This is a genomic window from Pantoea sp. SM3640 (genome assembly GCF_015654165.1).
Classification (GTDB): Bacteria; Pseudomonadota; Gammaproteobacteria; order Enterobacterales; family Enterobacteriaceae; genus Pantoea; species Pantoea vagans.
Genome location: NZ_CP064872.1, coordinates 1,635,308 through 1,661,167, shown reverse-complemented (window position 1 = coordinate 1,661,167; position 25,860 = coordinate 1,635,308). Strand labels below are relative to the sequence as shown.

At 54.1% G+C, this 25,860-nt stretch carries 22 protein-coding genes; 11 read left to right on the top strand and 11 right to left on the bottom strand.

Features of this window, described 5'->3' with window-relative positions:
• The first annotated feature begins 417 nt into the window (after window positions 1-417).
• The 6 genes from yeaG to IV493_RS07615 all read left to right on the top strand — a co-directional run bounded on the left by yeaG (window position 418) and on the right by IV493_RS07615 (window position 9,168).
• Window positions 418-2,352 (top strand): protein kinase YeaG, encoded by a 1,935-nt coding sequence (gene yeaG, locus IV493_RS07640; RefSeq protein WP_003852739.1) that lies wholly within the window; start codon window positions 418-420, stop codon window positions 2,350-2,352.
• A gap of 89 nt (window positions 2,353-2,441) precedes the next feature.
• Window positions 2,442-3,716: a YeaH/YhbH family protein gene (locus IV493_RS07635; protein ID WP_195858030.1), complete on the top strand. Its 1,275-nt coding sequence runs from the start codon at window positions 2,442-2,444 to the stop codon at window positions 3,714-3,716.
• Between the two features lie 248 nt (window positions 3,717-3,964).
• Window positions 3,965-5,692, top strand: a complete 1,728-nt coding sequence (locus IV493_RS07630; protein WP_033783277.1) for a potassium/proton antiporter — start codon at window positions 3,965-3,967, stop codon at window positions 5,690-5,692.
• A 78-nt stretch (window positions 5,693-5,770) separates the two neighbouring features.
• Window positions 5,771-6,004: a DUF1480 family protein gene (locus tag IV493_RS07625; protein ID WP_013358069.1), complete on the top strand. Its 234-nt coding sequence runs from the start codon at window positions 5,771-5,773 to the stop codon at window positions 6,002-6,004.
• Window positions 6,005-6,380: 376 nt separating this feature from the next.
• Entirely contained in the window at window positions 6,381-7,847 is a 1,467-nt protein-coding gene (gene wbaP, locus IV493_RS07620; protein ID WP_013358070.1) for an undecaprenyl-phosphate galactose phosphotransferase WbaP, read from the top strand.
• A gap of 127 nt (window positions 7,848-7,974) precedes the next feature.
• A complete protein-coding gene (locus IV493_RS07615; protein ID WP_013358071.1) occupies window positions 7,975-9,168 on the top strand; it encodes a multidrug effflux MFS transporter in 1,194 nt (397 codons plus the stop codon).
• Here IV493_RS07615 and dadX read toward each other — a convergent pair.
• Both dadX and IV493_RS07605 read right to left on the bottom strand, forming a co-directional pair.
• A complete protein-coding gene (gene dadX, locus IV493_RS07610; protein WP_033732859.1) occupies window positions 9,161-10,231 on the bottom strand; it encodes a catabolic alanine racemase DadX in 1,071 nt (356 codons plus the stop codon). The genes IV493_RS07615 and dadX overlap by 8 nt on opposite strands.
• A 19-nt stretch (window positions 10,232-10,250) precedes the next feature.
• Window positions 10,251-11,552, bottom strand: coding sequence for a D-amino acid dehydrogenase (locus tag IV493_RS07605; RefSeq protein WP_013358073.1), 1,302 nt, complete (start codon window positions 11,550-11,552; stop codon window positions 10,251-10,253).
• Between the two features lie 504 nt (window positions 11,553-12,056).
• Between IV493_RS07605 and IV493_RS07600 the strand changes: the two genes are divergently transcribed.
• Window positions 12,057-13,592 (top strand): SpoVR family protein, encoded by a 1,536-nt coding sequence (locus IV493_RS07600; RefSeq protein ID WP_013358074.1) that lies wholly within the window; start codon window positions 12,057-12,059, stop codon window positions 13,590-13,592.
• 41 nt (window positions 13,593-13,633) lie between these two features.
• Here IV493_RS07600 and fadR read toward each other — a convergent pair whose 3' ends face one another.
• Entirely contained in the window at window positions 13,634-14,353 is a 720-nt protein-coding gene (fadR, locus tag IV493_RS07595) for a fatty acid metabolism transcriptional regulator FadR (protein WP_013358075.1), read from the bottom strand.
• A gap of 471 nt (window positions 14,354-14,824) precedes the next feature.
• Here fadR and dsbB point away from each other — a divergent pair, with 471 nt between their 5' ends.
• Window positions 14,825-15,355, top strand: coding sequence for a disulfide bond formation protein DsbB (gene dsbB / locus IV493_RS07590; RefSeq protein ID WP_013358077.1), 531 nt, complete (start codon window positions 14,825-14,827; stop codon window positions 15,353-15,355).
• 71 nt (window positions 15,356-15,426) lie between these two features.
• Here the strand turns inward: dsbB and IV493_RS07585 are convergent, their stop codons facing one another.
• The 3 genes from IV493_RS07585 to IV493_RS07575 form a co-directional block, all read right to left on the bottom strand.
• Entirely contained in the window at window positions 15,427-15,873 is a 447-nt protein-coding gene (locus IV493_RS07585; protein WP_013358078.1) for a YcgN family cysteine cluster protein, read from the bottom strand.
• 65 nt (window positions 15,874-15,938) lie between these two features.
• Window positions 15,939-16,598, bottom strand: a complete 660-nt coding sequence (locus tag IV493_RS07580; RefSeq protein WP_195858029.1) for a fumarylacetoacetate hydrolase family protein — start codon at window positions 16,596-16,598, stop codon at window positions 15,939-15,941.
• Window positions 16,599-16,915: 317 nt separating this feature from the next.
• On the bottom strand, window positions 16,916-17,191 hold the full coding sequence (locus IV493_RS07575; protein ID WP_003852719.1) for a YcgL domain-containing protein: 276 nt from the start codon (window positions 17,189-17,191) through the stop codon (window positions 16,916-16,918).
• Window positions 17,192-17,346: 155 nt separating this feature from the next.
• On the opposite strand from IV493_RS07575, the gene minC reads away from it, so the two are divergent.
• From minC to minE, 3 genes are read left to right on the top strand one after another with little or no spacing between them, the layout of a single operon-like run.
• Complete coding sequence (minC, locus tag IV493_RS07570) at window positions 17,347-18,060, top strand: septum site-determining protein MinC (RefSeq protein ID WP_195858028.1); 714 nt, start codon at window positions 17,347-17,349, stop codon at window positions 18,058-18,060.
• Between the two features lie 33 nt (window positions 18,061-18,093).
• Window positions 18,094-18,906 carry a septum site-determining protein MinD gene (minD, locus tag IV493_RS07565; protein WP_003852716.1) on the top strand — a complete coding sequence of 271 codons (813 nt, stop codon included), beginning with the start codon at window positions 18,094-18,096 and terminating at the stop codon, window positions 18,904-18,906.
• Between the two features lie 3 nt (window positions 18,907-18,909).
• The gene (gene minE, locus IV493_RS07560; RefSeq protein ID WP_008925314.1) at window positions 18,910-19,179 is read left to right on the top strand and encodes a cell division topological specificity factor MinE; all 270 of its coding nucleotides are present in this window, start codon (window positions 18,910-18,912) and stop codon (window positions 19,177-19,179) included.
• Between the two features lie 53 nt (window positions 19,180-19,232).
• On the opposite strand, the gene rnd is transcribed toward minE, so the two are convergent.
• The 5 genes from rnd to IV493_RS07535 form a co-directional block, all read right to left on the bottom strand.
• Entirely contained in the window at window positions 19,233-20,354 is a 1,122-nt protein-coding gene (gene rnd, locus IV493_RS07555; protein WP_195858027.1) for a ribonuclease D, read from the bottom strand.
• Window positions 20,355-20,452: 98 nt separating this feature from the next.
• A complete protein-coding gene (gene fadD, locus IV493_RS07550) occupies window positions 20,453-22,129 on the bottom strand; it encodes a long-chain-fatty-acid--CoA ligase FadD (RefSeq protein WP_146210981.1) in 1,677 nt (558 codons plus the stop codon).
• Window positions 22,130-22,335: 206 nt separating this feature from the next.
• Window positions 22,336-22,932 carry a Slp family lipoprotein gene (locus IV493_RS07545; protein WP_013358084.1) on the bottom strand — a complete coding sequence of 199 codons (597 nt, stop codon included), beginning with the start codon at window positions 22,930-22,932 and terminating at the stop codon, window positions 22,336-22,338.
• Window positions 22,933-22,992: 60 nt separating this feature from the next.
• Complete coding sequence (gene tsaB, locus IV493_RS07540; protein WP_195858026.1) at window positions 22,993-23,691, bottom strand: tRNA (adenosine(37)-N6)-threonylcarbamoyltransferase complex dimerization subunit type 1 TsaB; 699 nt, start codon at window positions 23,689-23,691, stop codon at window positions 22,993-22,995.
• Window positions 23,692-23,735: 44 nt separating this feature from the next.
• Window positions 23,736-25,652 carry an ATP-dependent DNA helicase gene (locus IV493_RS07535; protein WP_013358086.1) on the bottom strand — a complete coding sequence of 639 codons (1,917 nt, stop codon included), beginning with the start codon at window positions 25,650-25,652 and terminating at the stop codon, window positions 23,736-23,738.
• Window positions 25,653-25,860 lie beyond the last annotated feature (208 nt).

The following is a 25,860-nucleotide window of genomic DNA, read 5'->3' as shown; positions in this document are numbered from 1 at the left end:
TTATTCATTCCATAAATATAACAATCAAACAGGAAGTCTAACGTTTTTTTACGGCTGGATTAACTTATATCGAAATCCTTTAAGCAACCAACAGATGAAAGTGGCACCAAAGGTTAAAAACAAGTTAAGTTAAAGCATCACCCATATGAACTCATCTCACAACTGACCCGAATTAGTCTTGATCTCCCCCTCATTCGCCCAAACCCATGGAGGAAATTTCCTAGAAGCCATCTACAGTTAGAATTAACAGCAGAGATTTTGTACGAGCAGAGTAACCACAAAAGTTGTGTATCCCGATAAAAAAGATCAGGTTGGCATAAGGGTTGCTGTACTCAACAGAGAATATCTTCCGGGAGCTGCTACAAGTCTTAAATTACGCTCCTTACCTGTGCTAAAAACGAAAGGACGGGCATCGCTATGAATATATTCGATCACTATCGTCAGCGTTATGAAGCTGCCAAGGACGAAGAGTTCACACTGCAGGAATTTCTTGCCATCTGTAAGCAGGATCGCAGTGCATACGCCAACGCTGCAGAGCGACTGTTAATGGCTATCGGAGAGCCAGTAATGGTCGACACTGCTCAGGAGCCACGCCTTTCCAGAATATTCTCCAACCGTGTGATGGGACGCTATCCGGCGTTCGAGGAGTTTTACGGCATGGAGGAAGCGATTGAACAGATCGTCTCCTATCTGAAACATGCCGCTCAGGGACTTGAGGAGAAGAAACAGATCCTCTATTTACTGGGTCCGGTGGGTGGCGGTAAATCTTCTCTGGCGGAACGGCTTAAGTCGCTGATGCAGCGGGTGCCCATCTATGTGCTAAGCGCTGACGGTGAACGTAGTCCGGTCAACGATCATCCTCTTTGCCTGTTCAATCCGCAGGAAGACGCGCATATTCTTGAAAAAGAGTATGGCGTGCCGCGCCGTTACCTCGGCACTATCATGTCGCCCTGGGCTGCGAAACGCCTTCACGACTTTGGTGGCGATATTTCGCGGTTCAAAGTCGTAAAAGTCTGGCCGTCGATTCTGGAACAGCTGGCGATCGCCAAAACCGAGCCGGGTGATGAGAACAACCAGGATATCTCTGCGCTGGTGGGTAAAGTGGACATCCGTAAACTGGAAAACCACGCGCAAAACGATCCTGATGCCTACGGTTACTCTGGTGCACTCTGCCGCGCGAACCAGGGCATCATGGAATTCGTGGAGATGTTTAAAGCGCCGATTAAGGTGCTGCACCCACTCCTGACAGCAACGCAGGAAGGCAACTACAACGGCACCGAGGGGATTTCGGCGCTGCCGTTTAACGGTATTATTCTGGCGCACTCCAACGAATCAGAGTGGGTGACGTTCCGTAACAACAAGAATAATGAGGCGTTCCTTGACCGTGTTTACATCGTCAAGGTGCCCTACTGCCTGCGGGTCTCTGAAGAGATCAAAATCTACGACAAACTGCTTAATCACAGTGAGCTGGCAACCTCGCCCTGCGCTCCGGGCACGCTGGAAACGCTGGCACGCTTCTCTATCCTGTCACGACTCAAGGATCCTGAGAACTCCAGCATCTACTCCAAAATGCGGGTGTACGATGGTGAGAGCCTGAAAGACACCGACCCTAAAGCGAAGTCCTGGCAGGAGTATCACGACTACGCCGGTGTGGATGAAGGCATGAACGGCCTTTCAACCCGCTTTGCCTTTAAAATCCTGTCGCGGGTATTTAACTTCGATCACGCCGAAGTCGCGGCTAACCCGGTGCACCTGTTCTACGTGCTGGAGCAGCAGATTGAGCGCGAGCAGTTCCCGCAGGATCAGGCGGAGAAATACCTTGAGCACCTCAAAGGCTATCTGATTCCCAAATATGCTGAGTTTATTGGCAAAGAGATTCAGACCGCCTATCTGGAATCCTACTCTGAATATGGTCAGAACATTTTTGACCGCTACGTGACCTATGCCGACTTCTGGATTCAGGATCAGGAGTATCGCGATCCCGATACCGGACAGTTGTTTGACCGTGAATCGCTCAACGCGGAGCTGGAGAAGATCGAGAAGCCTGCTGGCATCAGTAACCCGAAAGATTTCCGTAACGAGATTGTCAACTTCGTGCTGCGCGCCAGGGCACACAATAACGGCCGCAATCCGAACTGGACCAGTTACGAGAAATTGCGCACCGTGATTGAGAAGAAAATGTTCTCGAATACGGAAGAGTTGCTGCCGGTCATCTCGTTTAATACCAAGACCTCTACCGATGAGCAGAAAAAGCATGATGATTTTGTCGATCGCATGATGGAAAAAGGCTATACCCGCAAACAGGTTCGCCTGCTGTGTGAATGGTATCTGCGTGTGCGTAAATCGTCCTGATAAGAGTCTGTAAGCTTGCCGGTAAGTGATACCGGTCTGACAGGGTCGGGTTCGCCCGGCCTGCTTACAATGTAGTTTGGGGGAATACCATGGCCTATTTCATCGATCGCCGGCTTAACGGCAAAAATAAGAGCGCGGTAAACCGCCAGCGCTTCTTGCGCCGTTATAAGTCGCAAATTAAGCAGTCGATCTCCGAGGCCATCAATAAACGCTCGGTGACTGACGTAAGCAGCGGTGAGTCCGTCTCTATCCCAATTGACGATATCAATGAGCCGATTTTCCATCAGGGGCGCGGCGGTAACCGCCATCGGGTCCATCCGGGCAACGACCATTTTGTGCAGAACGACCGCGTCGAGCGTCCGCAGGGTGGCGGTGGCGGCGGCAGTGGTCAGGGTAATGCCAGTCAGGATGGTGAGGGTCAGGATGAGTTTGTCTTTCAGATATCGAAAGATGAGTATCTTGATTTGCTGTTTGAAGACCTCGCTCTGCCTAACCTGCGTCGCAACCAGCATCGTCAGCTGAATGAGTATAAGACCCACCGGGCCGGTTTCACCTCCAATGGCGTGCCGGCCAATATCAGCGTTGTGCGCTCATTGCAGAACTCGCTGGCGCGTCGTACGGCGATGACAGCAGGTAAACGCCGGATGCTGCATGAACTGGAAGAGACGCTGCAGGAAGTTGAGAACTCTGAACCGGCACAACTGCTGGAGGAGGAGCGGCTGCGCAGAGAGATTGCCGAGTTACGGGCGCGCATTGAACGCGTGCCCTTTATCGACACCTTCGATCTGCGCTACAAAAACTTTGAGAAGCGCCCGGAGCCTTCCAGCCAGGCAGTCATGTTCTGTCTGATGGATGTATCCGGTTCAATGGATCAGGCGACTAAGGATATGGCAAAACGCTTCTATATTCTGCTCTACCTGTTCCTGAGCCGCACCTACAAGAATGTCGATGTGGTTTATATCCGCCATCATACGCAGGCTAAAGAAGTCGATGAACAGGAGTTCTTCTACTCTCAGGAGACCGGCGGCACTATCGTTTCCAGTGCGCTGAAACTGATGGATGAGGTGGTGAAAGAGCGTTATGACCCGGCGCAATGGAACATCTATGCAGCACAGGCCTCGGATGGGGATAACTGGGCTGACGACTCACCGCTTTGCCATGAAATTCTGGCGAAGCACATTCTGCCGGTCGTGCGTTACTACAGTTATATCGAGATCACCCGCCGGGCGCATCAGACCCTGTGGCGCGAGTATGAGTATCTGCAGGCGACGTTTGATAACTTTGCCATTGAACATATTCGCGAGCCGGAAGATATCTATCCGGTGTTCCGATCGCTGTTCCATAAACAGGCAACGGAAGCCTGATGCACTAAGCCGGCTAATCGCCGGCTTTTTTTATCTGCCGAATAACCTGATAAAACAGTCTGTTTTCTCCCGCTTGCCTGCCAACCCCCTCATTCTTCACATTAATCTGATTCCATATGCTGTTAAGCAATTCGTATAATACGCATTTTCACAATGACAACTCCTTGATAAAACATTATCTTTCAGAGATAGCATGGATATTTGTCATCAGTTGCCGCATCGCACTGCCATATCTCAGGAGACCGGGTTTGAACCACACTATTGTCTACAGTCTGTTTATCATCGGTTCCGTGCTGGTCGCATCGAGTATTCTGCTCAGCTCTTTCTCATCCCGGCTGGGTATTCCTATTCTGGTTATCTTCCTCGCACTGGGCATGCTGACCGGTATTGATGGTATCGGCGGCATCGCCTTTGATAACTATCCTGCGGCGTATCTGATTTCAAACCTGGCGCTGGCGATCATCCTGCTGGATGGCGGCATGCGAACTAAGGCCAGCTCGTTTAAGGTTGCGCTGGGGCCTGCGCTGTCGCTGGCAACCGTCGGGGTAATGATTACCGCGGGCTTAACCGGCGTGGTGGCGGCCTGGTTATTTAACCTCGATATGATGCAGGGCTTCCTGATTGGCGCCATCATCGGCTCTACGGACGCCGCGGCCGTCTTCTCTCTGCTGGGTGATAAAGGCCTGAATGAGCGCGTCAGCTCCACGCTGGAGATTGAGTCGGGCAGCAATGACCCGATGGCGGTATTTCTGACCATCACCCTGATTGAGATGATCGAGCAGGGCCGCAGCGGCCTTGACTGGATGTTCCTGGTGCATCTGGTGCAGCAGTTTGGTCTGGGTATTGTGTTAGGCCTGGGCGGCGGCTGGGCGCTGCAGCAGCTGATTAACCGCATCAGTCTGGCCCCAGGGCTTTATCCGCTGCTGGCGCTGAGCGGTGGCATTCTGGTGTTCGCCCTGACCACGGTGTTAGAGGGCAGTGGTATCCTTGCGGTCTATCTGTGCGGCTTTTTACTGGGCAACAGCCCGATTCGGAACCGGCATGGCATTCTGCAGACCTTTGATGGGATGGCGTGGCTGAGCCAGATTGGCATGTTCATCGTGCTGGGGCTACTGGTGACGCCGTCTGATTTGTGGCATATCGCGGTGCCGGCGATGATCCTCTCGCTATGGCTGATTCTGGTAGCGCGCCCGTTATCGGTGTTTATTGGGCTGCTGCCATTCCGAAGCTTCACCACGCGCGAACGCTTTTTTATCAGCTGGGTCGGCTTGCGCGGTGCGGTGCCGATTATCCTCGCGGTCTTCCCGATGATGGCCGGATTAGAGAACGCCTCGCTCTATTTTAATATCGCCTTCTTCGTGGTGCTGGTCTCCCTGATGTTGCAGGGCACCTCGCTGGGCTTTGCGGCGAAAAAAGCCAAAGTGGTGGTGCCGCCGACCGCCTCGCCGATCAGCCGTGTCGGCCTGGATATTCATCCGGAAAATCCGTGGGAGCAGTTTGTTTATCAGCTCAGCGCTGACAAGTGGTGCGTGGGTGCCGCACTGCGTGACCTGCAGATGCCGCGTGAGACCCGCATCGCCGCCCTGTTCCGTGACAATGTGCTGATGCACCCCAATGGCGGGACACGGCTTAAAGAGAACGACGTCATCTGCGTGATTGGTCGTGAGCGCGATCTTCCGGCGCTGGGCAAGATGTTCAGCCAGTCACCGCCGGTTTCGCTCGATCAGCGCTTCTTTGGTGACTTTATTCTGGATGCAGAGGCCCGCCTGCGCGACGTTGCGCAGATTTACGGACTCGAGCTGGATGAGAGCACTAACGATCAGCAGTCACTGGGGCAACTGGTGCTGGCAATGCTGGGCGGCTCGCCGGTCGTCGGCGATCAGGTGGAGTGGAATCAGCTGACCTGGACCGTCGCAGAGAAAGAGGATAACCGCATCGTGAAGATTGGTGTCCGTCCGGCTGAAGAGAAGGAATAATCCTAATCATTCAGCCACGTTATTTTCTCTCAGTGCGCTAAGCTTAACTGTCTATGCCAGTTAAAACGGGAGAAATGAATGGGACACGTGGTTAAAATTGGTCGTTATGAGATTGTAGATGCCGATCTTGACAGTGAGAACGCCGACACCGTCAGTATCCCCTGTCACACCAATCCCGGCTTAATTACCCAACTCGATGGCTGGGATCGTGATACCAGCGTACCGGCCTGGATTGACGGGGAGCCGGTGAATCTGCAGATTGGCCACTACGATAAACAGCAGGACCGCTGGATTTTAAAGAAACCTGCCTGAGCCACTATCACTACCGCCAGTCATATGATTTGGCGGTAATTCCTAAAAAGCGTCTTAAACAGTTTGGTTATAACCGACCCCTTCCTTATTTTATTCAATAAAAACCTGAAGTTAGCGATTTAAAACTTTAATCACTTTTGATGTTTTCAGATTTTTTCCGTATTAACTCTGTCAAATAACTCCTGCATACTCATTCTCAATGCTGCAACATTTCGTGAGTACCATCACGCTTTAATTGTTACCTTTTTTGCAGCTGCACTGGCTGTACTGACTGCAACAGACTGAAAATTATTTTTTAATTTTTCAGAGGCCCACTCCTGAGCGCGTATTTGATTCTGATCAGGCCATCTTTTACTTGAGAAAGAGAGCAGGTTTTATGGCAAGTACATTGATAATGAATAGCCCGAGCCGCTCGTGGAGCGGAACGCGTAAAAATATCATCGTGAAATTCGCCCTGAGTTTTTCCGATCTGATTGCACTTAACCTGGCGCTGTTTTTATCTGCCGCGACAATACAGGGTATTTGGGGCGAGCTGGATACCTTTATTCCACCGCATCAGATTGAATATCGTTTTGTGGCGCAGTTTATTATGTCAGTGATGTGTACCGGCTGGTTCTGGGTACGACTGCGCCATTATACCTATCGCAAACCCTTCTGGTTTGAGCTGAAAGAGATCGTTAAAACATTATTTGTTTTCTCGCTGCTCGACCTGGCGCTTATCGCCTTCTCTAAATGGGACTTCTCCCGCATGGTGTGGGTCTTCAGCTGGACATATGCCCTGCTGCTGCTGCCGCTGATGCGCGCTCTGGTTAAACGTGCCATTAACAAGGCGGGCCAGTGGCAGAAAGAGACCATCATTATCGGTTCCGGCCGCAACGCCACTGAAGCGTATGCGGCGCTGCAGAGTGAAGAGATCCTGGGCTACAACGTGCAGGCCTTTATCTCGGTGGATGATGTTCCGGCTCAGCAGAGCGTGAATGGTGTGCCAGTGATCACATGGAAAGATATTAACTGGCAGACCATTGACCGTGACAATGTGCAGTTTATTGTTGCTATGGAGTATGAGCAGCAGCCGATGCGCGATCGCTGGCTGAAGTTCCTGTCGAAGATGAACTGCCGGTCAGTTTCGGTGATCCCGACGCTGCGCGGCGTGCCGCTTTACGGCACGGACATGTCTTTCATCTTCAGTCATGAAGTGATGATCCTGCGCGTCAGCAATAACCTGGCGAAACATTCCTCCCGTTTCATGAAGCGTGCCTTTGATATTGTCGTCGCGTCGATGCTGCTGCTGTTCCTTGGCCCAATCTTCGCCCTGCTCTGCTATATGGTGAAGCGTGACGGCGGCAATGCAATTTATGGTCACGAGCGTGTGGGCCAGAATGGCAAAAAATTCAAATGTCTTAAATTCCGTTCCATGGTGACCAATTCTAAAGAGGTGCTGGAGAAATTACTGGCGACCAGTGAAGAGGCCCGGATGGAGTGGGACAAAGATTTCAAACTGAAGAATGACCCGCGCGTGACCCGGATTGGCAGCTTCCTGCGTAAAACCAGCCTCGACGAATTGCCGCAGCTGTGGAACGTGATTCGTGGTGAGATGAGTCTGGTCGGCCCGCGTCCGGTCATCGAAGCTGAACTGGAGCGTTATGCCGGTGACGTCGACTACTACCTGATGGCCAAGCCAGGCATGACCGGCCTCTGGCAGGTCAGCGGACGTAACGATATCGACTATGATACCCGCGTCTATTTTGACTCCTGGTATGTTAAAAACTGGGCGCTCTGGACCGATATCGCGATCCTGTTCAAAACCGCAGGCGTGGTGCTACGCCGCGACGGTGCTTACTAAGAAAGACCCTGCGATGCCTGTTTACAGCAGGCATCGCACTTTCCGCACGACTTCCTCTATCTTTTTTGCCTCTGAATCATTACCCTCTGCGCTCGTTTTTTAACAGAACGCTTACCCTCTGGTTGTTATGCAAAAATTTACTCTGCTGTTATTAAGCCTGGTGCTGCTGGCACCTTTAGGCATCGATCTCTATTTGCCCACGCTGCCGCAAATCGCAGAAGGGCTGGATACGCCGGTCTCACTGGTACAGACCACCATTCCCCTGTTTCTGCTGGTGATGGGACTGGGACAACTGGTGACCGGTCCGCTGGTGGACAACTATGGCCGTAAACCGATTGCCCTGCTGGGGCTGGGGCTCTACATCACCGGCAGCGCCATCGCCGCTACCGCGACCTCATTTCCGCTGTTCGTCGTGGCCCGTCTGGTGCAGGGCTGTGGCGTCTGCTGCAGCGCGGTAGTCGCCTTTAGCGGCGTGCGTGACCGACTCAGCGGTGATGATGCCGCCCGCGCCTATGGCTTCCTGAACGGCGCACTGAACATCGTCCCGGCTCTGGCCCCGCTGCTGGGCGGACTGCTGGCCAGCGCCTTCGACTGGCGCGCGCCATTCTGGTTCCTCTGCGCCTACGGCGTGCTGATTACGCTGCTGGTGATTATCTGGCTGCCGGAAACACGTCCGGCGGATACGCTGCGGGTGAAAGGCTTGCCGATTAAGCAGTACGCTGAAATCCTGCGTCAGCCGCGCTTCCTGGCCTTCGCCTTTGCCAATGCCGGTGCGCTGGGTATGGTGCTGACCTATGTGTCGCTGGCACCGCAGGTGTTAATGACCGAAGGCGGGCTGACGCCGATCCAATTCTCCTTTGCGTTTGGCGCTAACGGTTTCTGGATCATGTTTGTCAGCATGTTCGTGAATAAAGCGATTCGTAAAGCGGGTCGACCATTCTGTCTGGCGATGGGATTCTTCACCATGCTGCTGGGCGCGGTGCTGCTGATGGCAGGGATGCAGATTTTCCCGGCAGAGATGCAGACGCACTGGGCGCTCTACATGTTCCCGGTCGCCGTGTCGGTGGCAGGACTGGCCTTTACGGTGGGGCCGGCCACCAGCTATGCGCTGGAGCCCTATCAGCAACAGGCGGGCGTGGCGTCCGCCCTGCAGGGCTTTATTCAGATGGCCGGTGGTGCTGCAGGCAGCCTGGTGATCGTCGCGCTGCCGGTGGCGGAGAAGCTGTCGCTGAGTCTGATGATGCTGCTGGGTGCAGCGCTGGCCTTTATCGCCTGGCGCTGCAGCAGAAAGATGCGCGGTAGCCTGACCGCGCTTAAATAACCGTGACCGGGACGCGGGGTGCCAGCGCGCACATCAGCTCGTACCCTACCGTTCCGGCCGCTTTTGCCACCTGATCGATTTTCACCTGCTCCCCCCACAGCTCAACAGATGAGCCGATGCCCGCCTGCGGACAGGGGGTTAAATCCACCGTAATCATATCCATTGAAACCGCGCCAACCACCTGTGTCATCACGCCATCGACGCAGACCGGCGTGCCGGTCGGGGCATGGCGCGGATAGCCATCGGCGTACCCACAGGCTACGACGCCAATCCGCTGCGCTGTGCTGGCGTGGTAACGGTAGCCGTAACCGACGCCATCGCCCGCCTGTAACTGCTGAACCGCAATAATCTCACTGCTCAGGGTCATCACTGGCTTCAGGCCGCTGCCGGCAATGTCCTGCCAGTCACCGCTGGGCGACGCGCCGTACAGAATAATACCGGGCCGGACCCAGTCAAAATGCGCTTCAGGATGCCATAAGGTGCAGGCGGAATTCGAAAGCGACCGTGGGCAGTTCAGCCCCTCTGCCGCCTGCTCAACACGCTGCAGCGGTGCAATCAGGCCCTGCGGATTTTCGGCATCGGCAAAATGGGCCATCAGCGTCATCTCACCGACATTGCTCAGCGCCCGCAATTTCTGCCAGGCGCCAGAAACCTGCTCCGGGCGAAAGCCCAGCCGGTTCATGCCGCTGTTCATTTTGAGATAGATATCAACCGGCGCAGAGAGGCTGGCACTGGCCAGCGCCTTGATTTGCCAATTACTGTGTACGCTGGTCGTCAGGCGATAGCGGTCAATCAGCTGCAGATCCTCTGGCTGGAAAAAGCCCTCCAGCAGCAGAATCGGTTTTTTCCAGCCCTGCTCGCGCAGCAGAATGGCTTCTTCCATATTAAGCAGCGCAAAGCCGTCGGTGGCAGATAACGCTTCGCGTACGCGATCAATGCCATGGCCATAAGCATTGGCTTTCACCACTGACCAGACGCGGGATGCGGGTGCCGCCTGGCGAACAACAGTCAGGTTATGACGAAGCGCCTGCTGGTTAATGGTAGCGACAATCGGACGTGACATCCTTTCTCTCCCTGAATACTTAACGAGTTGCGTTGGCGTTACGCAGCGGCGATGAGGTCGCCGCGAAACCGGGTAAGTAGCGGAACACCGCTAAGTCATCCGCCGCAATGGCTGGCTTTTTACCGGAGATGAGATCGGCCAGCAACTGACCAGAACCACACGCCATCGTCCAGCCCAGCGTACCGTGACCGGTATTAAGATAAAGATTTGAGAGTGGCGTGGCACCGACAATCGGCGTACCGTCCGGCGTCATCGGACGCAGACCGGTCCAGAAACTCGCCTGCGCGAGATGACCGCCTTCAGGATAGAGATCACTGACCACCATCTCCAGCGTTTCCCGCCGCGCTTCGGTGAGTCTGGTGTTAAAACCAACAATTTCCGCCATCCCGCCGACGCGGATACGATCGTCAAACCGGGTCACCGCCACTTTGTAGGTCTCATCCAGAATCGTCGAAACCGGTGCAGCCTCAGGATTTTTAATCGGAATAGTGAGTGAGTAGCCTTTCAGCGGATAGACCGGAATATCAATGACGTTTTTCAGCAGTGCGGTCGAGTAGGAACCAAAGGCCACTACATAGCTGTCTGCCTTGATGATTTCCTCGCCGCACTTCACACCATAAATGCGATTGCCATCGCGCAGCAGGTGATCGACCGGGGTGTTAAAGCGGAAAACCACGCCCGCCTCTTCGGCCATTTTTGCCAGCCGCTGCGTAAAGAGCTGGCAGTCACCGGTTTCATCGTTAGGCAGGCGCAGTCCGCCAGTGAGTTTATGCTGGGTTGCCGCCAGCGCTGGTTCCACGCGAGACAGCTCATGCGCCTCCAGCAGCTCATAGGGCACGCCCGCGTCGCGCAGTACCGCAATATCTTTACTGGCGCTGTCGAACTGCTGCTGCGTGCGGAAAAGCTGCAATGTGCCGCCCTGACGACCCTCATAGGCGATGCCGGTCTCAGCGCGCAACGCTTTCAGACAGTCACGACTGTATTCGGCAATCCGCACCATGCGGCTTTTGTTCTGCTGATAGTGGTTGATGTCGCAGTTGCGCAGCATGTGCCACATCCACTCCAGCTGGAAACTGCTGCCATCAAGCCGGATAGCCAGCGGCGCGTGGCGCTGGAACATCCACTTCACCGCTTTCAGCGGCACGCCAGGCGCCGCCCAGGGTGCGGCATACCCCGGTGAGATTTGACCCGCATTGCCTGCGCTGGTCTCCATCGCGGCAGCGGGCTGACGATCGATGACGGTAACCTGATGTCCGGCACGCGCCAGATACCAGGCGCTTGCCACGCCAACCACACCACTTCCAAGAATGACTACGTGCATAGCTCCCCCACCCGGCATATAAAAGCATAATTCACTGTTCAGCAGATGATAGTCAGCGGATTTACACAGCGGACACCACCCCATAAATTCAGCATCTATTTCACATCTTTTTCACTTTTCAGGTAACTAAAATCTTGTCGCACGGCCAATTTCAGCGCTTTATGCGCCTTAATCCATAAACACAGAAATAAATGACAACGAATGCAGTTAAATCTGCGCATGGCAGGAGAATCATTCAACCCCATACATTCTGCTTATAAACAGGATGATATTCCGCGCTTTGAAATAACGTTCGAATTAAAGGCTATTAAATTCTCTGCCGCACCTGTCTTAATGATTTTGTGCCAAAGAATTCGTTTGAGTTCGCATTTCGGATAAGCGACAGTGGGCTATCATTGTTGTGTTCGCTCAGTTTTTTTCGGGTTCCCTTTTTCAGGATGAAGCCTTAAATAACCAGAACGGGTTGTCTTTCGGGTCAGCCGGTTTGCAAAAAAGAGGTGCGCTATGACGACAATCTTTGACGAAGCCATCAGAGACAGCAAACGACTCAATGACGGACCAGACTGGACATTCGAACTGCTTGATGTCTATTTAGCAGAGATAGACCGGGTTGCTAAACTCTACCGGCTTGATACCTACCCGCACCAGATTGAAGTGATTACCTCAGAACAGATGATGGATGCCTATTCCAGCGTTGGCATGCCCATTAACTATTCACACTGGTCATTCGGTAAAAAGTTTATCGAGACCGAGCAGCGCTATAAGCATGGTCAGCAGGGTCTGGCCTATGAAATCGTTATCAACTCCAACCCCTGCATCGCCTATCTGATGGAAGAGAACACCATGACCATGCAGGCGCTGGTGATGGCACATGCCTGCTATGGTCATAACTCCTTCTTCAAAAATAACTATCTGTTCCGCAGCTGGACCGATGCCGGCTCGATTGTCGATTACCTGCTGTTCGCCAAAAACTATATCAGTGACTGCGAAGAGCGTTATGGCGTCGAAGAGGTCGAGCGACTGCTCGACTCCTGCCATGCCCTGATGAATTATGGCGTCGATCGCTATAAACGCCCGCAGAAAATCTCCCTTCAGGAGGAGAAGGCGCGGCAGAAAAGCCGTGAAGAGTATCTGCAGAGCCAGGTGAATACGCTATGGCGAACGCTGCCACGGCGTGAGAAAGAGACAGTGGCTTTTGAAGCGGCACGCTACCCTTCTGAGCCGCAGGAAAACCTGCTCTATTTTATGGAAAAAAATGCCCCGCTGCTGGAGTCCTGGCAGCGTGAGATCCTGCGCATTGTGCGCAAGGTGAGCCAGTATTTCTATCCGCAGAAGCAGACGCAAGTCATGAACGAAGGCTGGGCGACGTTCTGGCACTACACCATCCTTAATCACCTGTACGATGAAGGCAAAGTGTCGGAACGTTTTATGATGGAGTTCCTGCACAGTCACACCAACGTCGTCTATCAGCCGCCCTATAACAGTCAGTGGTACAACGGCATCAACCCTTATGCGTTAGGGTTTGCGATGATGCAGGATATCAAGCGGATCTGTCAGTCACCGACTGAAGAAGATCGCTATTGGTTCCCGGATATCGCCGGCTCCGACTGGCTGGAAACGCTGCATTTTGCGATGCGTGAGTTTAAGGATGAAAGTTTTATCAGCCAGTTCCTGTCGCCGAAAGTGATGCGTGATTTCCGTCTCTTCACCGTACTGGATGATGACCGCAACAACTATCTGGAGATCGCCGCTATCCACGATGAGGCAGGCTATCGCGCCATTCGGCAGCAGCTCTCTGCACAGTACAACCTGAGTAATCTTGAGCCTAATATTCAGGTCTACAACGTCGATCTGCGTGGCGATCGTTCACTGACTCTGCGCTATGTGCCACAGAGCCGTACGCCGCTCGATAAGAGTCGTCGCGAGGTGCTGAAGCATGTACATCGTCTGTGGGGATTTGATGTGATCCTGGAACAGCAGAACGAAGATGGCAGCGTCGAATTGCTGGATCGTAATCCGCCACGCGGTTCATCGCTCTGATGGGCTAAAAACAAAAAACCGGACGCGATGTCCGGTTTTTTTTATCGTTTATTGCCGAGGTCGTCTGGCAGGTTCTTCTGCATGCTGTGCCAGATTTCGCCGCTGCGGCGGCCATAGTTGCGCACCACCTCTACAATCTCATCCTGTCCTGGCTCTTTGTCGCACAAGGCCAGAAGAGTCAGATAGAAATCCCGCGCAACCTGGCGCGCTTCCGCACTGGAAAAGTAGTGACGACCCACTCGGGTATAGAGGCCTTTCAGGCCGTTGAGAATCAGACCGTAAATCGGATTGCCTGATGCAAATGCCAGACCGCGAAACACCCGGTAGTCGAGCTCGGTATAAGCATCCGCCTGATCGGCCGCGGCACTTACCGTTTCCAGCACTTCACGCGCTTTGTCCGGATGATGGCGCAGCGCACGGCTGATAAAAATCGATGAAATGTTGCTGCGGACTGACAGCAGGTTGTCAATCAGCACCGGCACACTGTCGTGATCGAGGCGGGCGAGCGTTTCCAGAATATTAAGGCCGGAGGTCTCCCAGAAATCGTTCACGCGCGTCGGTTTGCCGTGCTGAATCGTCAGCCAGCCGTCACGTGCCAGACGCTGCAGCACTTCACGCAATGTGGTGCGCGTTACCCCAATCAATTCAGAAAGCTCACGCTCAGCAGGAAGAATCGATCCGGGCGGAAAGCGACTGTTCCAGATGCTTTCAATAATATACTCTTCAGCAAATCCCGCTGGACTCTGAGCCTTTATAACCATAGCAATGTGTTCTCGTTGCTTTTCTAATCATGATGGGGACTCATCATACCAGACGCCCTATAGCGGATATAGCCTGCGTAACCATTAAAACCGGGCGCGGGCGCATATTTCAGACTGGCTGACGGCGAACGCTGCTGTTATAAGACGATGGCCGGATGCACGCTTTTCTGCGCCGGAACATTCAGTCTCAAAAGCAGCAGAAAATCATCCTGAGAGCACAGTATGCGGGTTCCGGATGGCCTGCACTTGCCGTTTCGCTTTCTGCCAATTGCAGCCGGGTTTTTCTCAACGTCGACATCCTGGCGCTGTTAACTGAGCAGGCATCAGCTGGAAGACCTCCGCTTATCCTCCTGTAACCTGCTCTGGATCAGAATCAGGTCATGTTTGCACACGATTTTTCCCTGTACCTGGCTGGTTTGCCCGCGCTTTTGGTTTACACTGCGTGGCATTAACGTTTACAGGGAATGCAATATGTTGCGATATCTGAATCAATGTTCTCGTGGTCGGGGAGCCTGGTTATTACTGGCACTGACGGCGCTTGCACTGGAATTGACGGCACTCTTCTTTCAGCACGTGATGGGATTAAAGCCCTGCGTGATGTGTATTTATGAACGTAATGCGCTGTTTGGTGTGCTGGGCGCGGGTCTGGTCGGTGCGATTGCGCCGAAATCACCGCTGCGTCTGGGCGCTCTGGCATTATGGATCTACAGTGCCTGGGAGGGCCTGCGTCTCTCTTATGAACATACGATGATTCAGTTGCATCCAAACCCGTTTACGACCTGTGATTTTGCTGCCCGTTTTCCCAGCGGGTTACCGCTGGATAAGTGGCTGCCGTCGGTGTTTCTGGCCAGCGGCGACTGTGCAGAACGCAGCTGGACTTTCCTGACACTCAGCATGCCGCAGTGGATGATTGGGGTGTTTGCTGGTTATCTGCTGGTCGCCGTGCTGGTACTGATTGCTCAGCCTTTCAAACCTAAGCGTCGCGATCTCTTTGGTCGCTGACACGAAACGTGCTGAGATCGAAAAAGGCTGCCACTGGCAGCCTTTTTACGTTTCAGATGATACCGTGGCGTTTAGCCGTTACGATCGGGGCGATCAATAATATGATCTTCCCAGTCCCGCACTTCACTCTCCCGCACCGCAATATAACGCACCGAAATTCGCTGCGCATGCATCGCGGTCTTCGAACCGGCCCGCAGCGGATGCCAGACTGGCAATCCTTTGCCCTCACCCAGCAACCGGTAGGCGCAGGTGCGCGGCAGCCAGTTGAAGGTGGTCAGATTTTCACGCGTCAGCTTGATGCAATCCTCTTCTAATTCAAAGCGGCGCTCATAGTTACGGCACTGGCAGGTTTTAATATTGAGCTGATTGCAGGCGACGTTAGTGAAGTAAATCTCATCCGTGTCAGCGTCCTGCAACTTGTTCAGGCAACACTGGCCACAACCATCACACAAGGATTCCCATTCCTCATCGCTCATTTGTGCCAGGCGTTTTTGTTGCCAGAAAGGGGTGTCAGTCATGATGATTTGTCCGGGTTGTGCCTGAAACGCACCTTATAAAGCCTATGCTGCGGTGATGCAAGTTTTTAGAGTACGCGCGTGCTGATGCCGTGACCCGCCAGCGACACTTCCAGCTTGTCACCCGAGCGCATCGGACCCACACCCTCAGGTGTCCCGGTCAGAATGACATCGCCTGCACGCAGCGTAAAATAGTAGCTCATATGGGCAATCAGCGGCAGAATTTTGTGAATCATATCGGCGGTGTTGCCGTGCTGACGCACTTCTCCGTTTACCACCAGCTTAAGCTCGACATTCTGTGGATCATCACTGAATTCGGCTACCGGGATGAAACCGGAGATGGGACAGGCGTTATCAAAGCCTTTTGATTTTTCCCATGGCTGGCCCGCTTTTTTCAGCCCGGACTGCAGGTCGCGCAGCGTCAGATCCAGCGCCACGCCATAGCCTGCAATCGCCTTAGCCACGTGTTCTTCACTCGCCTGTTTCAGCGTTGCACCAATCAACACCGCCAGTTCAACTTCGTGATGAACTTCGCCAAAAGCGTCGGGAATGGAGAGCGGCTGGCGCAAATCACACAGCGCCGTTTCCGGTTTGATAAAGATCACCGGCTCGGTTGGCGTCGCACTGCCCATCTCTTTAATGTGTTTTGCATAATTACTGCCGACGCAAACCACTTTGCTGACCGGAAAATCTAACAGAGCGCCTTGCCAGTTATGATGCTGATACATGCTCATCCCCTGTTCAGGTTAGGTGTGATGCCAGCGCGGCTGGCGGGTTGATGTTTGCTGATGCATTGATCGAAATGCCAGCAACAGAGCGTGATAATAAGATCCTTTTAACCATTCGGGGTGCGGAATTTGTCAAAAAGCGTAAACGATGCACCTGGCATGCTGAATAATCGTACAAATAAGGTATGAGAATGTGGACTGGGTATTTAAACAGGGGTGAAACAGATAAGCTGCGCCGTTAATTTTGCGCAGCTTCAGAGCAATATTAACCCTGCAGTATCGCACCAACAGGATTTATATTTACAGAAGAATCCGAGTTAAACTTTTTTATCGGCCTCTAAATGAATTTTTAGCAGACTTTCAATCGGCGGTGGAAGCTGTAAATAATAACCCTGCTCGCTCAATCCCTGCTTAACTTTATTGATATCCGCATTAGCCAGCCTGTCGCGGCCCGCCAGCTTGAGCACCATCGCCAGCTGCGGCTTGCCAAATCCTTTCAGCAATTCTTCCGGAACGCGCGAGAAATCGTCCTTTTTTTCAACATAGAGATAAGTCTGGTCACGTAACGGGCTTCTGTAGATCACACAAAACATATTTTTTACTCGAATTAACCGGCGTTGAGGCTTGTCTGAATATAGCTGTAACTATAACATGCTTGCAGAACTTCGAATATTCACCGTTAGCGCTTCAGCGATGATTTTATCATCGTCAGGTTAACGGTAGTGAAAACAGGACTGAGTCGGGACAGATGTCGCAAACGCCAATCGAATTCAAAGGTAGCAGTTTCACCCTGTCTGTCGTCCATTTGCATCACCATGACCCTGCGGTGATTCGCAAGGCACTCCAGGACAAGATTGACCAGGCTCCCGATTTCCTGAGAAACGCCCCTGTGGTGCTTAACGTCGCCACATTGAGTGCCGATGTTAACTGGAAACAGCTGCAGCAGGCGATTCTTGCTACCGGCTTGCGCATTGTCGGCGTAAGCGGCTGCAAAGATGAAGCACTGAAACGCATGATCGTGCGTGCAGGGCTGCCGGTACTGGCAGAAGGCAAAGAGGCCAGGCCGCGCGCCGAAGCACCGCAGCCGGCCCCCACTCCTGAACCGCAGCCGGTTGTAACCGAGACGGCAGCAGCGAAAACCCGCATCGTGAACACGCCGGTGCGCTCAGGCCAGCAAATTTATGCGCGTGACGCCGACTTAATCATCACCAGCAGCGTCAGTGCCGGTGCCGAACTGGTCGCCGATGGCAACATTCATATTTACGGCATGATGCGCGGTCGCGCCCTGGCAGGTGCCAGCGGCGATCGCAACTGCCAGATTTTCTGTACTAACCTGGCGGCCGAGCTGGTCTCGATTGCCGGGGAGTACTGGATCATGGATCAGATCCCACAAGAATTTTTTGGTAAAGCCGCGCGCCTGTGCCTGCAGGATGGCGCGCTGACTATCCAGACACTTAATTAGGCCCCTTTTCTTTTGTTAAGGAAATCAACATTTATGGCACGCATTATTGTAGTTACATCCGGTAAAGGGGGCGTTGGTAAGACCACGTCAAGCGCGGCCATCGCCACCGGTTTAGCGCAGAAAGGCAAAAAGACGGTCGTTATCGACTTTGATATCGGTCTGCGTAACCTGGATTTGATCATGGGCTGTGAGCGCCGTGTGGTCTACGACTTCGTTAACGTTATCCAAGGCGATGCCACGCTCAACCAGGCGCTGATTCGCGACAAACGCACTGAGCAGCTCTACATTCTGCCTGCATCGCAGACCCGCGATAAAGATGCGCTGACCCGTGAAGGTGTTGAGAAAGTCCTGAACGATTTAGCCGCAATGGAGTTCGATTTCATCGTCTGCGATTCACCGGCAGGGATTGAAACGGGCGCACTGATGGCGCTCTACTTTGCTGATGAAGCCATCATCACCACCAACCCGGAAGTCTCTTCTGTCCGCGACTCCGACCGCATCCTCGGCATCATCTCCTCTAAATCCCGCCGCGCTGAAAACAGTCAGGACCCGGTGAAGGAGCATCTGCTGCTGACCCGTTATAACCCTGGCCGGGTAAACCGTGGCGATATGCTGAGCATGGAAGATGTGCTGGAAATTCTGCGCATTCCTCTGGTCGGCGTGATCCCTGAAGATCAATCGGTGTTACGTGCCTCTAACCAGGGCGAGCCGGTGATTCTTGACGGCGAATCTGATGCTGGCAAAGCCTATGCCGATACCGTTGAACGGTTACTCGGTGAAGTACGCCCCTTCCGCTTTATCGAAGAAGAGAAGAAGGGTTTCCTGAAACGCCTGTTCGGGGGATAAACCATGGCATTACTTGATTTCTTTTTATCCCGGAAGAAGAACACTGCCAACATAGCCAAGGAACGGCTGCAGATTATCGTGGCAGAACGGAGAAGGGGCGACAGTGAGCCCCACTATCTTCCGCAACTTAAGCGCGACATTCTGGAAGTGATTTGCAGATATGTGAAGATCGATCCGGAAATGGTCACGGTACAGCTCGATCAGAAAGGTGATGACATCTCGATTCTGGAGCTGAACGTCACGCTGCCGGAAACGGATGAAGTGACTAAATGACGCTGACCGTTTCCTGAATTTCCCCTGCGCAGTGGCAGGGGAAATTTAACCGGTTAACAACCCGCAAGAATCTCCTCAATGCCGGGTTTCAGCAGTTCGCCCCGCCATCCGGTAAGTAGCTCCGGCTGACGTCCCTGTGGCTTCAGGCCCCAGTGCAGGCTTAACACCTGATTAATCTGACGTCGTGACGCCAGTAACTCCTGACTGAATCCGCTCTGCTCGCTCACCTGCTGTACCAGCGCCTTCATTGCCTTAAACACCTGCTTGTAGTGCGGATGGTCGATCAGATTGCCCAGCGGAGCCGGCAGTTCATTCTCATCAAGCGCCTCTGCTTCAGCTACCAGCGCCACCAGCGTTTTGCCATGGAAACGGATTTCGTGGCCTGACAGCCCCAGATGATCCAGCTCACCCAGAGAGCCAGGCATAAAGCGCGCCACTTTCCACAGATGCTCTTCGCGCACCACAAAATTAACCGCCATATCCTTTTCACGCGCCAGCTTCAGACGCCAGGCCGCCAGCCGTTGCAGTGCCGCCAGCTGACGCGGACGTAGTTGCCAGGCGTTGGTGATATCCCGCCAGGCTTCATCCGGTGCCACACTGTCGAGACGGCGCTGACACAGGTTATCGCACTCACTGAGTGCCGCCGCCATGTTGCCGGCCTCTTCCGTGTTGAACATCAGCTGACGGGCAATCGGCAGCAGATAGTGAACGTCCGCTGCCGCATACTCGCACTGACGCTGGGTCAGAGGGCGAGCCAGCCAGTCGGTACGTGATTCACTTTTATCCAGCTCGACCTGCGTGAAATGCGCCACCATGGAAGCAAAGCCCCAGGATAGAGGCTGGCCGGAGAAGGCTGCCAGAATCTGGGTGTCGATCATCGGCGTCGGCAGCACGCCGAAACGATGCAGAAAGACTTCCAGATCTTCTCCCCCGGCATGCAGGAATTTAGTCACGCTGGTGTCGGTCAGCAGGGCAATAAAGGGTGACCAGTCACGGATGTTCAGCGGGTCAAGCAGTACCAGCTGGTGATCGTCGAACAGCTGGATCAGGCCAAGCTGAGGGTAGTAGGTGCGGGTGCGGACAAATTCGGTGTCCAGTGCCACCGCTGCATGCTGGCGGGCTTTCTGGCATACGTCAGCCAGTTGTTCATCCTGGTCAATAAGGGAATAGTTCACGTCTGATTTCCACCGCAGCCAACAACGCGCGGCGCTCCATGTTAAACACAATAAAAACGCCGGACATGCCGGCGTTCAACCTCAATTCTGATACAGATTCAGTTCGCGCCGGGCTTCGCCTCGTCGCGCAGCTCACGCCGCAGGATCTTGCCCACATTGGTTTTCGGTAGCTCATCACGGAACTCAATGATTTTTGGCACCTTGTAACCGGTCAGCTGGCGTCGACAGTGATCGAGCACCTCTTCTTTGGTCAGCGACGCCTCTTTTTTCACGATGCAGACTTTTACTGCTTCACCTGACAGATCGCTGGGTACGCCAATTGCCGCGGCTTCACGCACTTTCGGGTGCTGCATCAGCACATCTTCGATCTCATTCGGATAGACATTAAAGCCTGAGACCAGAATCATATCTTTTTTGCGGTCTACGATGCGAATAAACCCTTCCTCGTCAACGGTAACAATATCACCGCTGTGGAGCCAGCCATTTTTCAGCACTTCCGCTGTCGCTTGCGGATGCTGCCAGTAGCCCAGCATCACCTGCGGGCCGCTGATACAGAGTTCGCCCGGCTCCCCCGGCGGCACTTCGTTTCCGGCATCATCCAGAATGCGTACGTCGGTTGAAGGAACCGGCAGGCCGATACTGCCCGTGTGACAGTTGATGTCATACGGATTGACTGATACCAGCGGCGAACATTCGGTCAGGCCGTAGCCTTCCAGCAGATAGTGTCCGGTAAGCTTTTCCCAGCGCTCAGCTACCACTTTCTGCACCGCCATTCCGCCACCCGCAGAGAGACGCAGCGTTGAAAAATCGAGTTTATTGAACTGCTCATCGTTGAGCAGCGCATTAAACAGCGTGTTCACGCCGGTAATCGCTGTAAACGGCACTTTACTCAGCTCTTTAACGAAGCCGGGAATATCGCGGGGATTGGTGATCAGCAGATTCTGGCCGCCAAGCTCCAGGAAGAGCAGGCCATTCACGGTTAAAGCGAAGATGTGGTAAAGCGGCAGCGCGGTGACCACAAATTCTTTTCCGTCACGTAGTACCTTGCCGTAAGTCGCGCGAGTCTGCTCCAGGTTCGCCTGCATGTTGCGATGGGTCAGCATCGCCCCTTTCGCCACGCCGGTGGTGCCACCGGTGTATTGCAGGAAGGCGAGATCGTCATTCGAAACCGTCGGTCGCTGATAATTGAGCGTGGCACCCACTTCCAGTACCTGGCGAAACGAAATGGCGCCCGGCAAATGGTATTTCGGCACCAGCTTCTTCACATACTTAACGATAAAGTTAACCAGTGTGGCTTTTATCGGTGCCAGCTGATCGCCCATCCGGGTCAGGATGACATGCCGCACAGCGGTTTCCGCCACCACTTTTTCCAGCGTATGCGCAAAATTTGAGACGATCACGATGGCGCTGGCTCCACTGTCATTGAGCTGATGCTTCAGCTCACGCGGCGTGTAGAGCGGATTCACGTTGACCACCACCATACCGGCACGCAGCACACCAAACAGGGCCACCGGATACTGCAGTAAGTTAGGCATCATCAGCGCCACCCGGTCACCTGCTTTCAGGCCCAGCTGGTGCTGGAGATAAGCAGCAAAGGCACGGCTCTTCTCTTCCAGCTGACGATAACTCATCTTCTGACCCATGTTCAGGAACGCGGGTTGATCGGCGTAGCGTTTTGCGGCCTGCTCAAACAGATCCACCAGCGAGGTGTAACGATCTGCACTTATTTCGGCAGGCACATCTGCCGGGTAGCGTTTCAGCCAAACCTTATTCAAGGATCCACCCCGATAATTATGTTGTATTTCCATCGCTGCCTCAGCCAATCTGGTTTGTTAACAATATTTTAACTGATTGTACCAGTTTGCCTGTTTCGGCATGTTGAGGTTGCGAAGTGCATCACTAAATTTCGTGCTGGGAAAACAGGCCAATAAAAAGCCCGGTAGCGAGCACCGCGACCGGGCTGGATAAATCATGTTTACACTTATTCGGTCAGGATGGTCTGCACCTCTGAGGGTCCGGTGTTGACCATTCCCCAGTAGGGATTAGGTCCCCAGTATCCGCCGCGATGACGGGTCGGACCATACCAGATCCAGGGATCCATCGGCTGTGGCGGTGCTGTTACCTGCTGGGCAATCCGCCAGCGCTGATAACCGCGCACATCGATGACCGCAAATTTGTAATCGGCCTCACCAATTTTACCCTGCTCCGTGCCCTTCAGCGTACCCAGTACGGTAACGTACTGGTTTCTGACATCCACCGGATCAACAAAACCGTGAATGTCAGCATAAATCCGGCCAACCGAGGCCGCACCCAGACGCGGTCTGGCGCTCTCATCCAGCGGCTGTGCCGCAATCTCAAGCCGGGTTTTGCCGTTCAGGTTAGTGACATTCACCACCTTGCCGCCAAAGCGCGATTCCTGCCCGACAAAGAGCGAGGGATCGCTCATCACCCGCAACAGATCCTGCTGCGGCTGAGGTGAGCTGCCCTGCAGCGTGTCAGGAATGGAAACACAGCCGGTTAACGCCAGCACACAGGTCAGCAGAAGACCTGAAAGCCCTTTACCACACATTGACGACATAGACGTTCTCCCGTTAGGTAAAGACTTAGACTGGACGTATAACAATAAGTTGCGTGGATTTTACCGGCCTGGTAATTTTTTCCAGGCAACTTCATTCCGCAGATAGGTCGGCTCCGCCGTCTCCGGCAGCAGCGTATTTCCCCGCGCCAGCGCCAGAGTCGCCAGTGGCAGCATATCCTGAGCGGCGGGCAGTGTAACGTCGCTGGCGTTCAGGGTCAGATCGTGCCCCTGCTGCAAGGCTGGATAGGCCTGCCAGCCGGTGCCGGCGGTCATCCAGTCGCCAGAAAGCGCCTGCATCCGGGCGAGTGCTGCCTCGGGTGACAGCACGCTTTCACTGGCCTCACCCTGCCAGGCACCCTGCTCATCACGCTGATATTCGGCCCAGTAAACCTCGCCCATCCGCGCATCGATAGCGGTTAAGACCCGGGTTGCCCCGTGCAGACGCCAGGCCCCTTCCGCCAGCGTCGCCAGGGTGGAAACGGCGAGCATCGGCAGTGATGCGCCCAGTGCCAGTCCCTGCGCAATACCAATACCGATCCGCACGCCGGTAAAACTGCCAGGACCCCGGCCAAAAGCAAGCGCGTCCAGTTCGGTCAGCTCCAGCTGCTGCGCCAGCAGCAGCTCCTCGACCAGCGGCAGAATACGCTGCGTATGATCGCGCGGAGCAATCTCGAATCGGGCATCAATCTGTTGCTGATTCAGCAAGGCGGCTGAACAGGCTTCTGTCGCCGTATCCAGCGCTAAAATTCGGGCTGACATGACTACCTCAGAAGAAAGAAAACGGCGCGCATCTTAGCATAAAATTATGCGTCTGGTTCGGGTTGCTGGCGGATAAAGGCGATGGCACGGGCAATGTCCCGTGTGCGCGGCGTCGGCGGCAGGCTGTTGAGAAACAGCGCGCCATAAGGTCGTGAGACCAGACGCTGATCGCAAATGACCAGCACCCCACGATCGTCCGTATCACGAATCAGACGGCCTACACCCTGCTTCAGGGTGATCACCGCATCCGGCAACTGCACATCGGCAAAGGGATCGCCGCCGCGAATCCGGCAGTCTTCCATTCGGGCTTTCAGCAGCGGATCTTCCGGTGAGGTAAAGGGCAGTTTGTCGATGATCACCAGCGACAGCGCATCACCGCGCACGTCCACCCCTTCCCAGAAGCTGCTGGTCGCCACCAGCAGAGCATTGCCCTTCTCAATGAACTGCTTCAGTAACTGACCTTTGCTGGTTTCACCCTGTACCAGCACCGGCAGTGTCATCGAGGCGCGAAACTCTGCGGCCAGCTCTCGCATCATCAGATGCGAAGTACAGAGGAAGAAACAGCGGCCTTTATTGGCATCGATCAGCGGTTTCATCATCGCGGCCAGCTGGCGAGCGCCACCGGGACGGTTAGGTTCCGGAAGATTGCGTGGCACACAAAGCAAAGCCTGCTTCGCAAAGTCGAACGGGCTGTTCAGAATCAGGCTCTTTGCCGCATTCACACCCAGCCGTTCGGCGAAGTGGGCCATTTTCTCATCTACCGCCAGTGTCGCCGAGGTGAAAATCCACGCCGCCTTGCGGTTATCCATCACCTCACGAAAACGTTCCGCTACCGAGAGCGGCGTCAGCGCCAGGATAAAGTGACGCGAGGTGCATTCATACCAGTAGCTGTAGCCCGGCTCGTTGATCGCCCGCAGCCGTTTTAGCCGGCCACGATAGAGCGCGGCCCGCTCAAAGGCGGCATCCAGCAGGGCTGAACGACCCAGAGAAAGTTTGATGACGTCGTAACAGAGCTCCAGCGCATCATCCAGCAGGGTGAACATACGCAGTATCTGATTATCGCTGAGCAGTTCGCGCAGATTTCCGCGATAGCCGGGATCGCCTAATGCCAGGCGGAAATCCTGCGCGCACTGCGCCAGGCGGTCAGCGGATTTCTGCAGCTGCTGAGCATCACGCACCTCGGTGCGGTAGGCGGTAATAATATCTTTGGCGAGATCGAGTAACTGACGGCTGGAGAGCTGCTGACCAAAATACTGACTGGCGATGTCAGGCAACTGATGGGCTTCGTCGAATATCATCACATCCGCTTCGGGAATCAGTTCACCGAAGCCGCCCTCTTTCACCACCAGGTCGGCAAGAAACAGGTGGTGGTTAACCACGACCACATCGGCGTCCATGGCGCGCTTACGCGCTTTAACCACGAAGCACTCTTTATAGCGCGGGCAATCGGTGCCGAGGCAATTATCGTTGGTGCTGGTCACCAGCGGCCAGACCGGGCTGTCTTCGGTGACGCCCGCACAGCTGCTGATGTCGCCATCTTCCGTCTGTGATGACCAGCTACGCAGCGTCACCAGGTCAGTCAGAGCCTGTACGGTGAGATCGCCGCCTGCCATAGATTGCTGTTCCATGCGTTCCAGACAGAGATAGTTGGAACGTCCTTTCAGTAAGGCAGTTTTTCCTTTGAACTTTAGCGCCTTGATCATCGTGGGCAGATCGCGGGCATAGAGCTGATCCTGCAGCGCTTTGGATCCGGTAGAGACAATCACTTTTTTACCGGCCCGCAAAGCGGGTGCCAGGTAAGCATAGGTTTTACCGGTGCCGGTGCCGGCTTCGACCACCAGTTCACCCTGCTGTTTTACGGCTTCAGATACCGCCTGCGCCATCTCACGTTGTGCTTCACGCGGCTTAAAGCCTGCGATTGCCAGCGCCAGAGCGCCATCCACTGCAAAATCGTCTGCCACATACCCTCACTAAGAACGGCAAAAACACTGTAATTATGTCAGTATTGGATTAACAAAGCAAAATCGAAAAATATCAACCACTTATGATTTTTATGCCGATAGCAATGCCGTCTTAAGCCACCCGAATTTACAGCTGACAGACACAGAAAAGGCGGCCCGAAGCCGCCTGAAAAGAACCCATCGCGTTGCCGGTATGCCTGAGGACATA

Bases quoted from the DNA above. Each gene is read 5' to 3' on its own strand.
- IV493_RS07575 (WP_003852719.1), bottom strand. From the start codon at position 17,191: ATGTTTTGTGTGATCTACAGAAGCCCGTTACGTGACCAGACTTATCTC.
- IV493_RS07625 (WP_013358069.1), top strand. From the start codon at position 5,771: ATGGGACACGTGGTTAAAATTGGTCGTTATGAGATTGTAGATGCCGAT.
- fadR (WP_013358075.1), bottom strand. From the start codon at position 14,353: ATGGTTATAAAGGCTCAGAGTCCAGCGGGATTTGCTGAAGAGTATATT.
- dadX (WP_033732859.1), bottom strand. From the start codon at position 10,231: ATGTCACGTCCGATTGTCGCTACCATTAACCAGCAGGCGCTTCGTCAT.
- IV493_RS07615 (WP_013358071.1), top strand. From the start codon at position 7,975: ATGCAAAAATTTACTCTGCTGTTATTAAGCCTGGTGCTGCTGGCACCT.
- IV493_RS07580 (WP_195858029.1), bottom strand. From the start codon at position 16,598: ATGTATCAGCATCATAACTGGCAAGGCGCTCTGTTAGATTTTCCGGTC.
- yeaG (WP_003852739.1), top strand. From the start codon at position 418: ATGAATATATTCGATCACTATCGTCAGCGTTATGAAGCTGCCAAGGAC.
- IV493_RS07635 (WP_195858030.1), top strand. From the start codon at position 2,442: ATGGCCTATTTCATCGATCGCCGGCTTAACGGCAAAAATAAGAGCGCG.
- IV493_RS07545 (WP_013358084.1), bottom strand. From the start codon at position 22,932: ATGTCGTCAATGTGTGGTAAAGGGCTTTCAGGTCTTCTGCTGACCTGT.
- IV493_RS07585 (WP_013358078.1), bottom strand. From the start codon at position 15,873: ATGACTGACACCCCTTTCTGGCAACAAAAACGCCTGGCACAAATGAGC.
- minE (WP_008925314.1), top strand. From the start codon at position 18,910: ATGGCATTACTTGATTTCTTTTTATCCCGGAAGAAGAACACTGCCAAC.
- minD (WP_003852716.1), top strand. From the start codon at position 18,094: ATGGCACGCATTATTGTAGTTACATCCGGTAAAGGGGGCGTTGGTAAG.
- IV493_RS07605 (WP_013358073.1), bottom strand. From the start codon at position 11,552: ATGCACGTAGTCATTCTTGGAAGTGGTGTGGTTGGCGTGGCAAGCGCC.
- dsbB (WP_013358077.1), top strand. From the start codon at position 14,825: ATGTTGCGATATCTGAATCAATGTTCTCGTGGTCGGGGAGCCTGGTTA.
- wbaP (WP_013358070.1), top strand. From the start codon at position 6,381: ATGGCAAGTACATTGATAATGAATAGCCCGAGCCGCTCGTGGAGCGGA.
- minC (WP_195858028.1), top strand. From the start codon at position 17,347: ATGTCGCAAACGCCAATCGAATTCAAAGGTAGCAGTTTCACCCTGTCT.
- tsaB (WP_195858026.1), bottom strand. From the start codon at position 23,691: ATGTCAGCCCGAATTTTAGCGCTGGATACGGCGACAGAAGCCTGTTCA.
- IV493_RS07600 (WP_013358074.1), top strand. From the start codon at position 12,057: ATGACGACAATCTTTGACGAAGCCATCAGAGACAGCAAACGACTCAAT.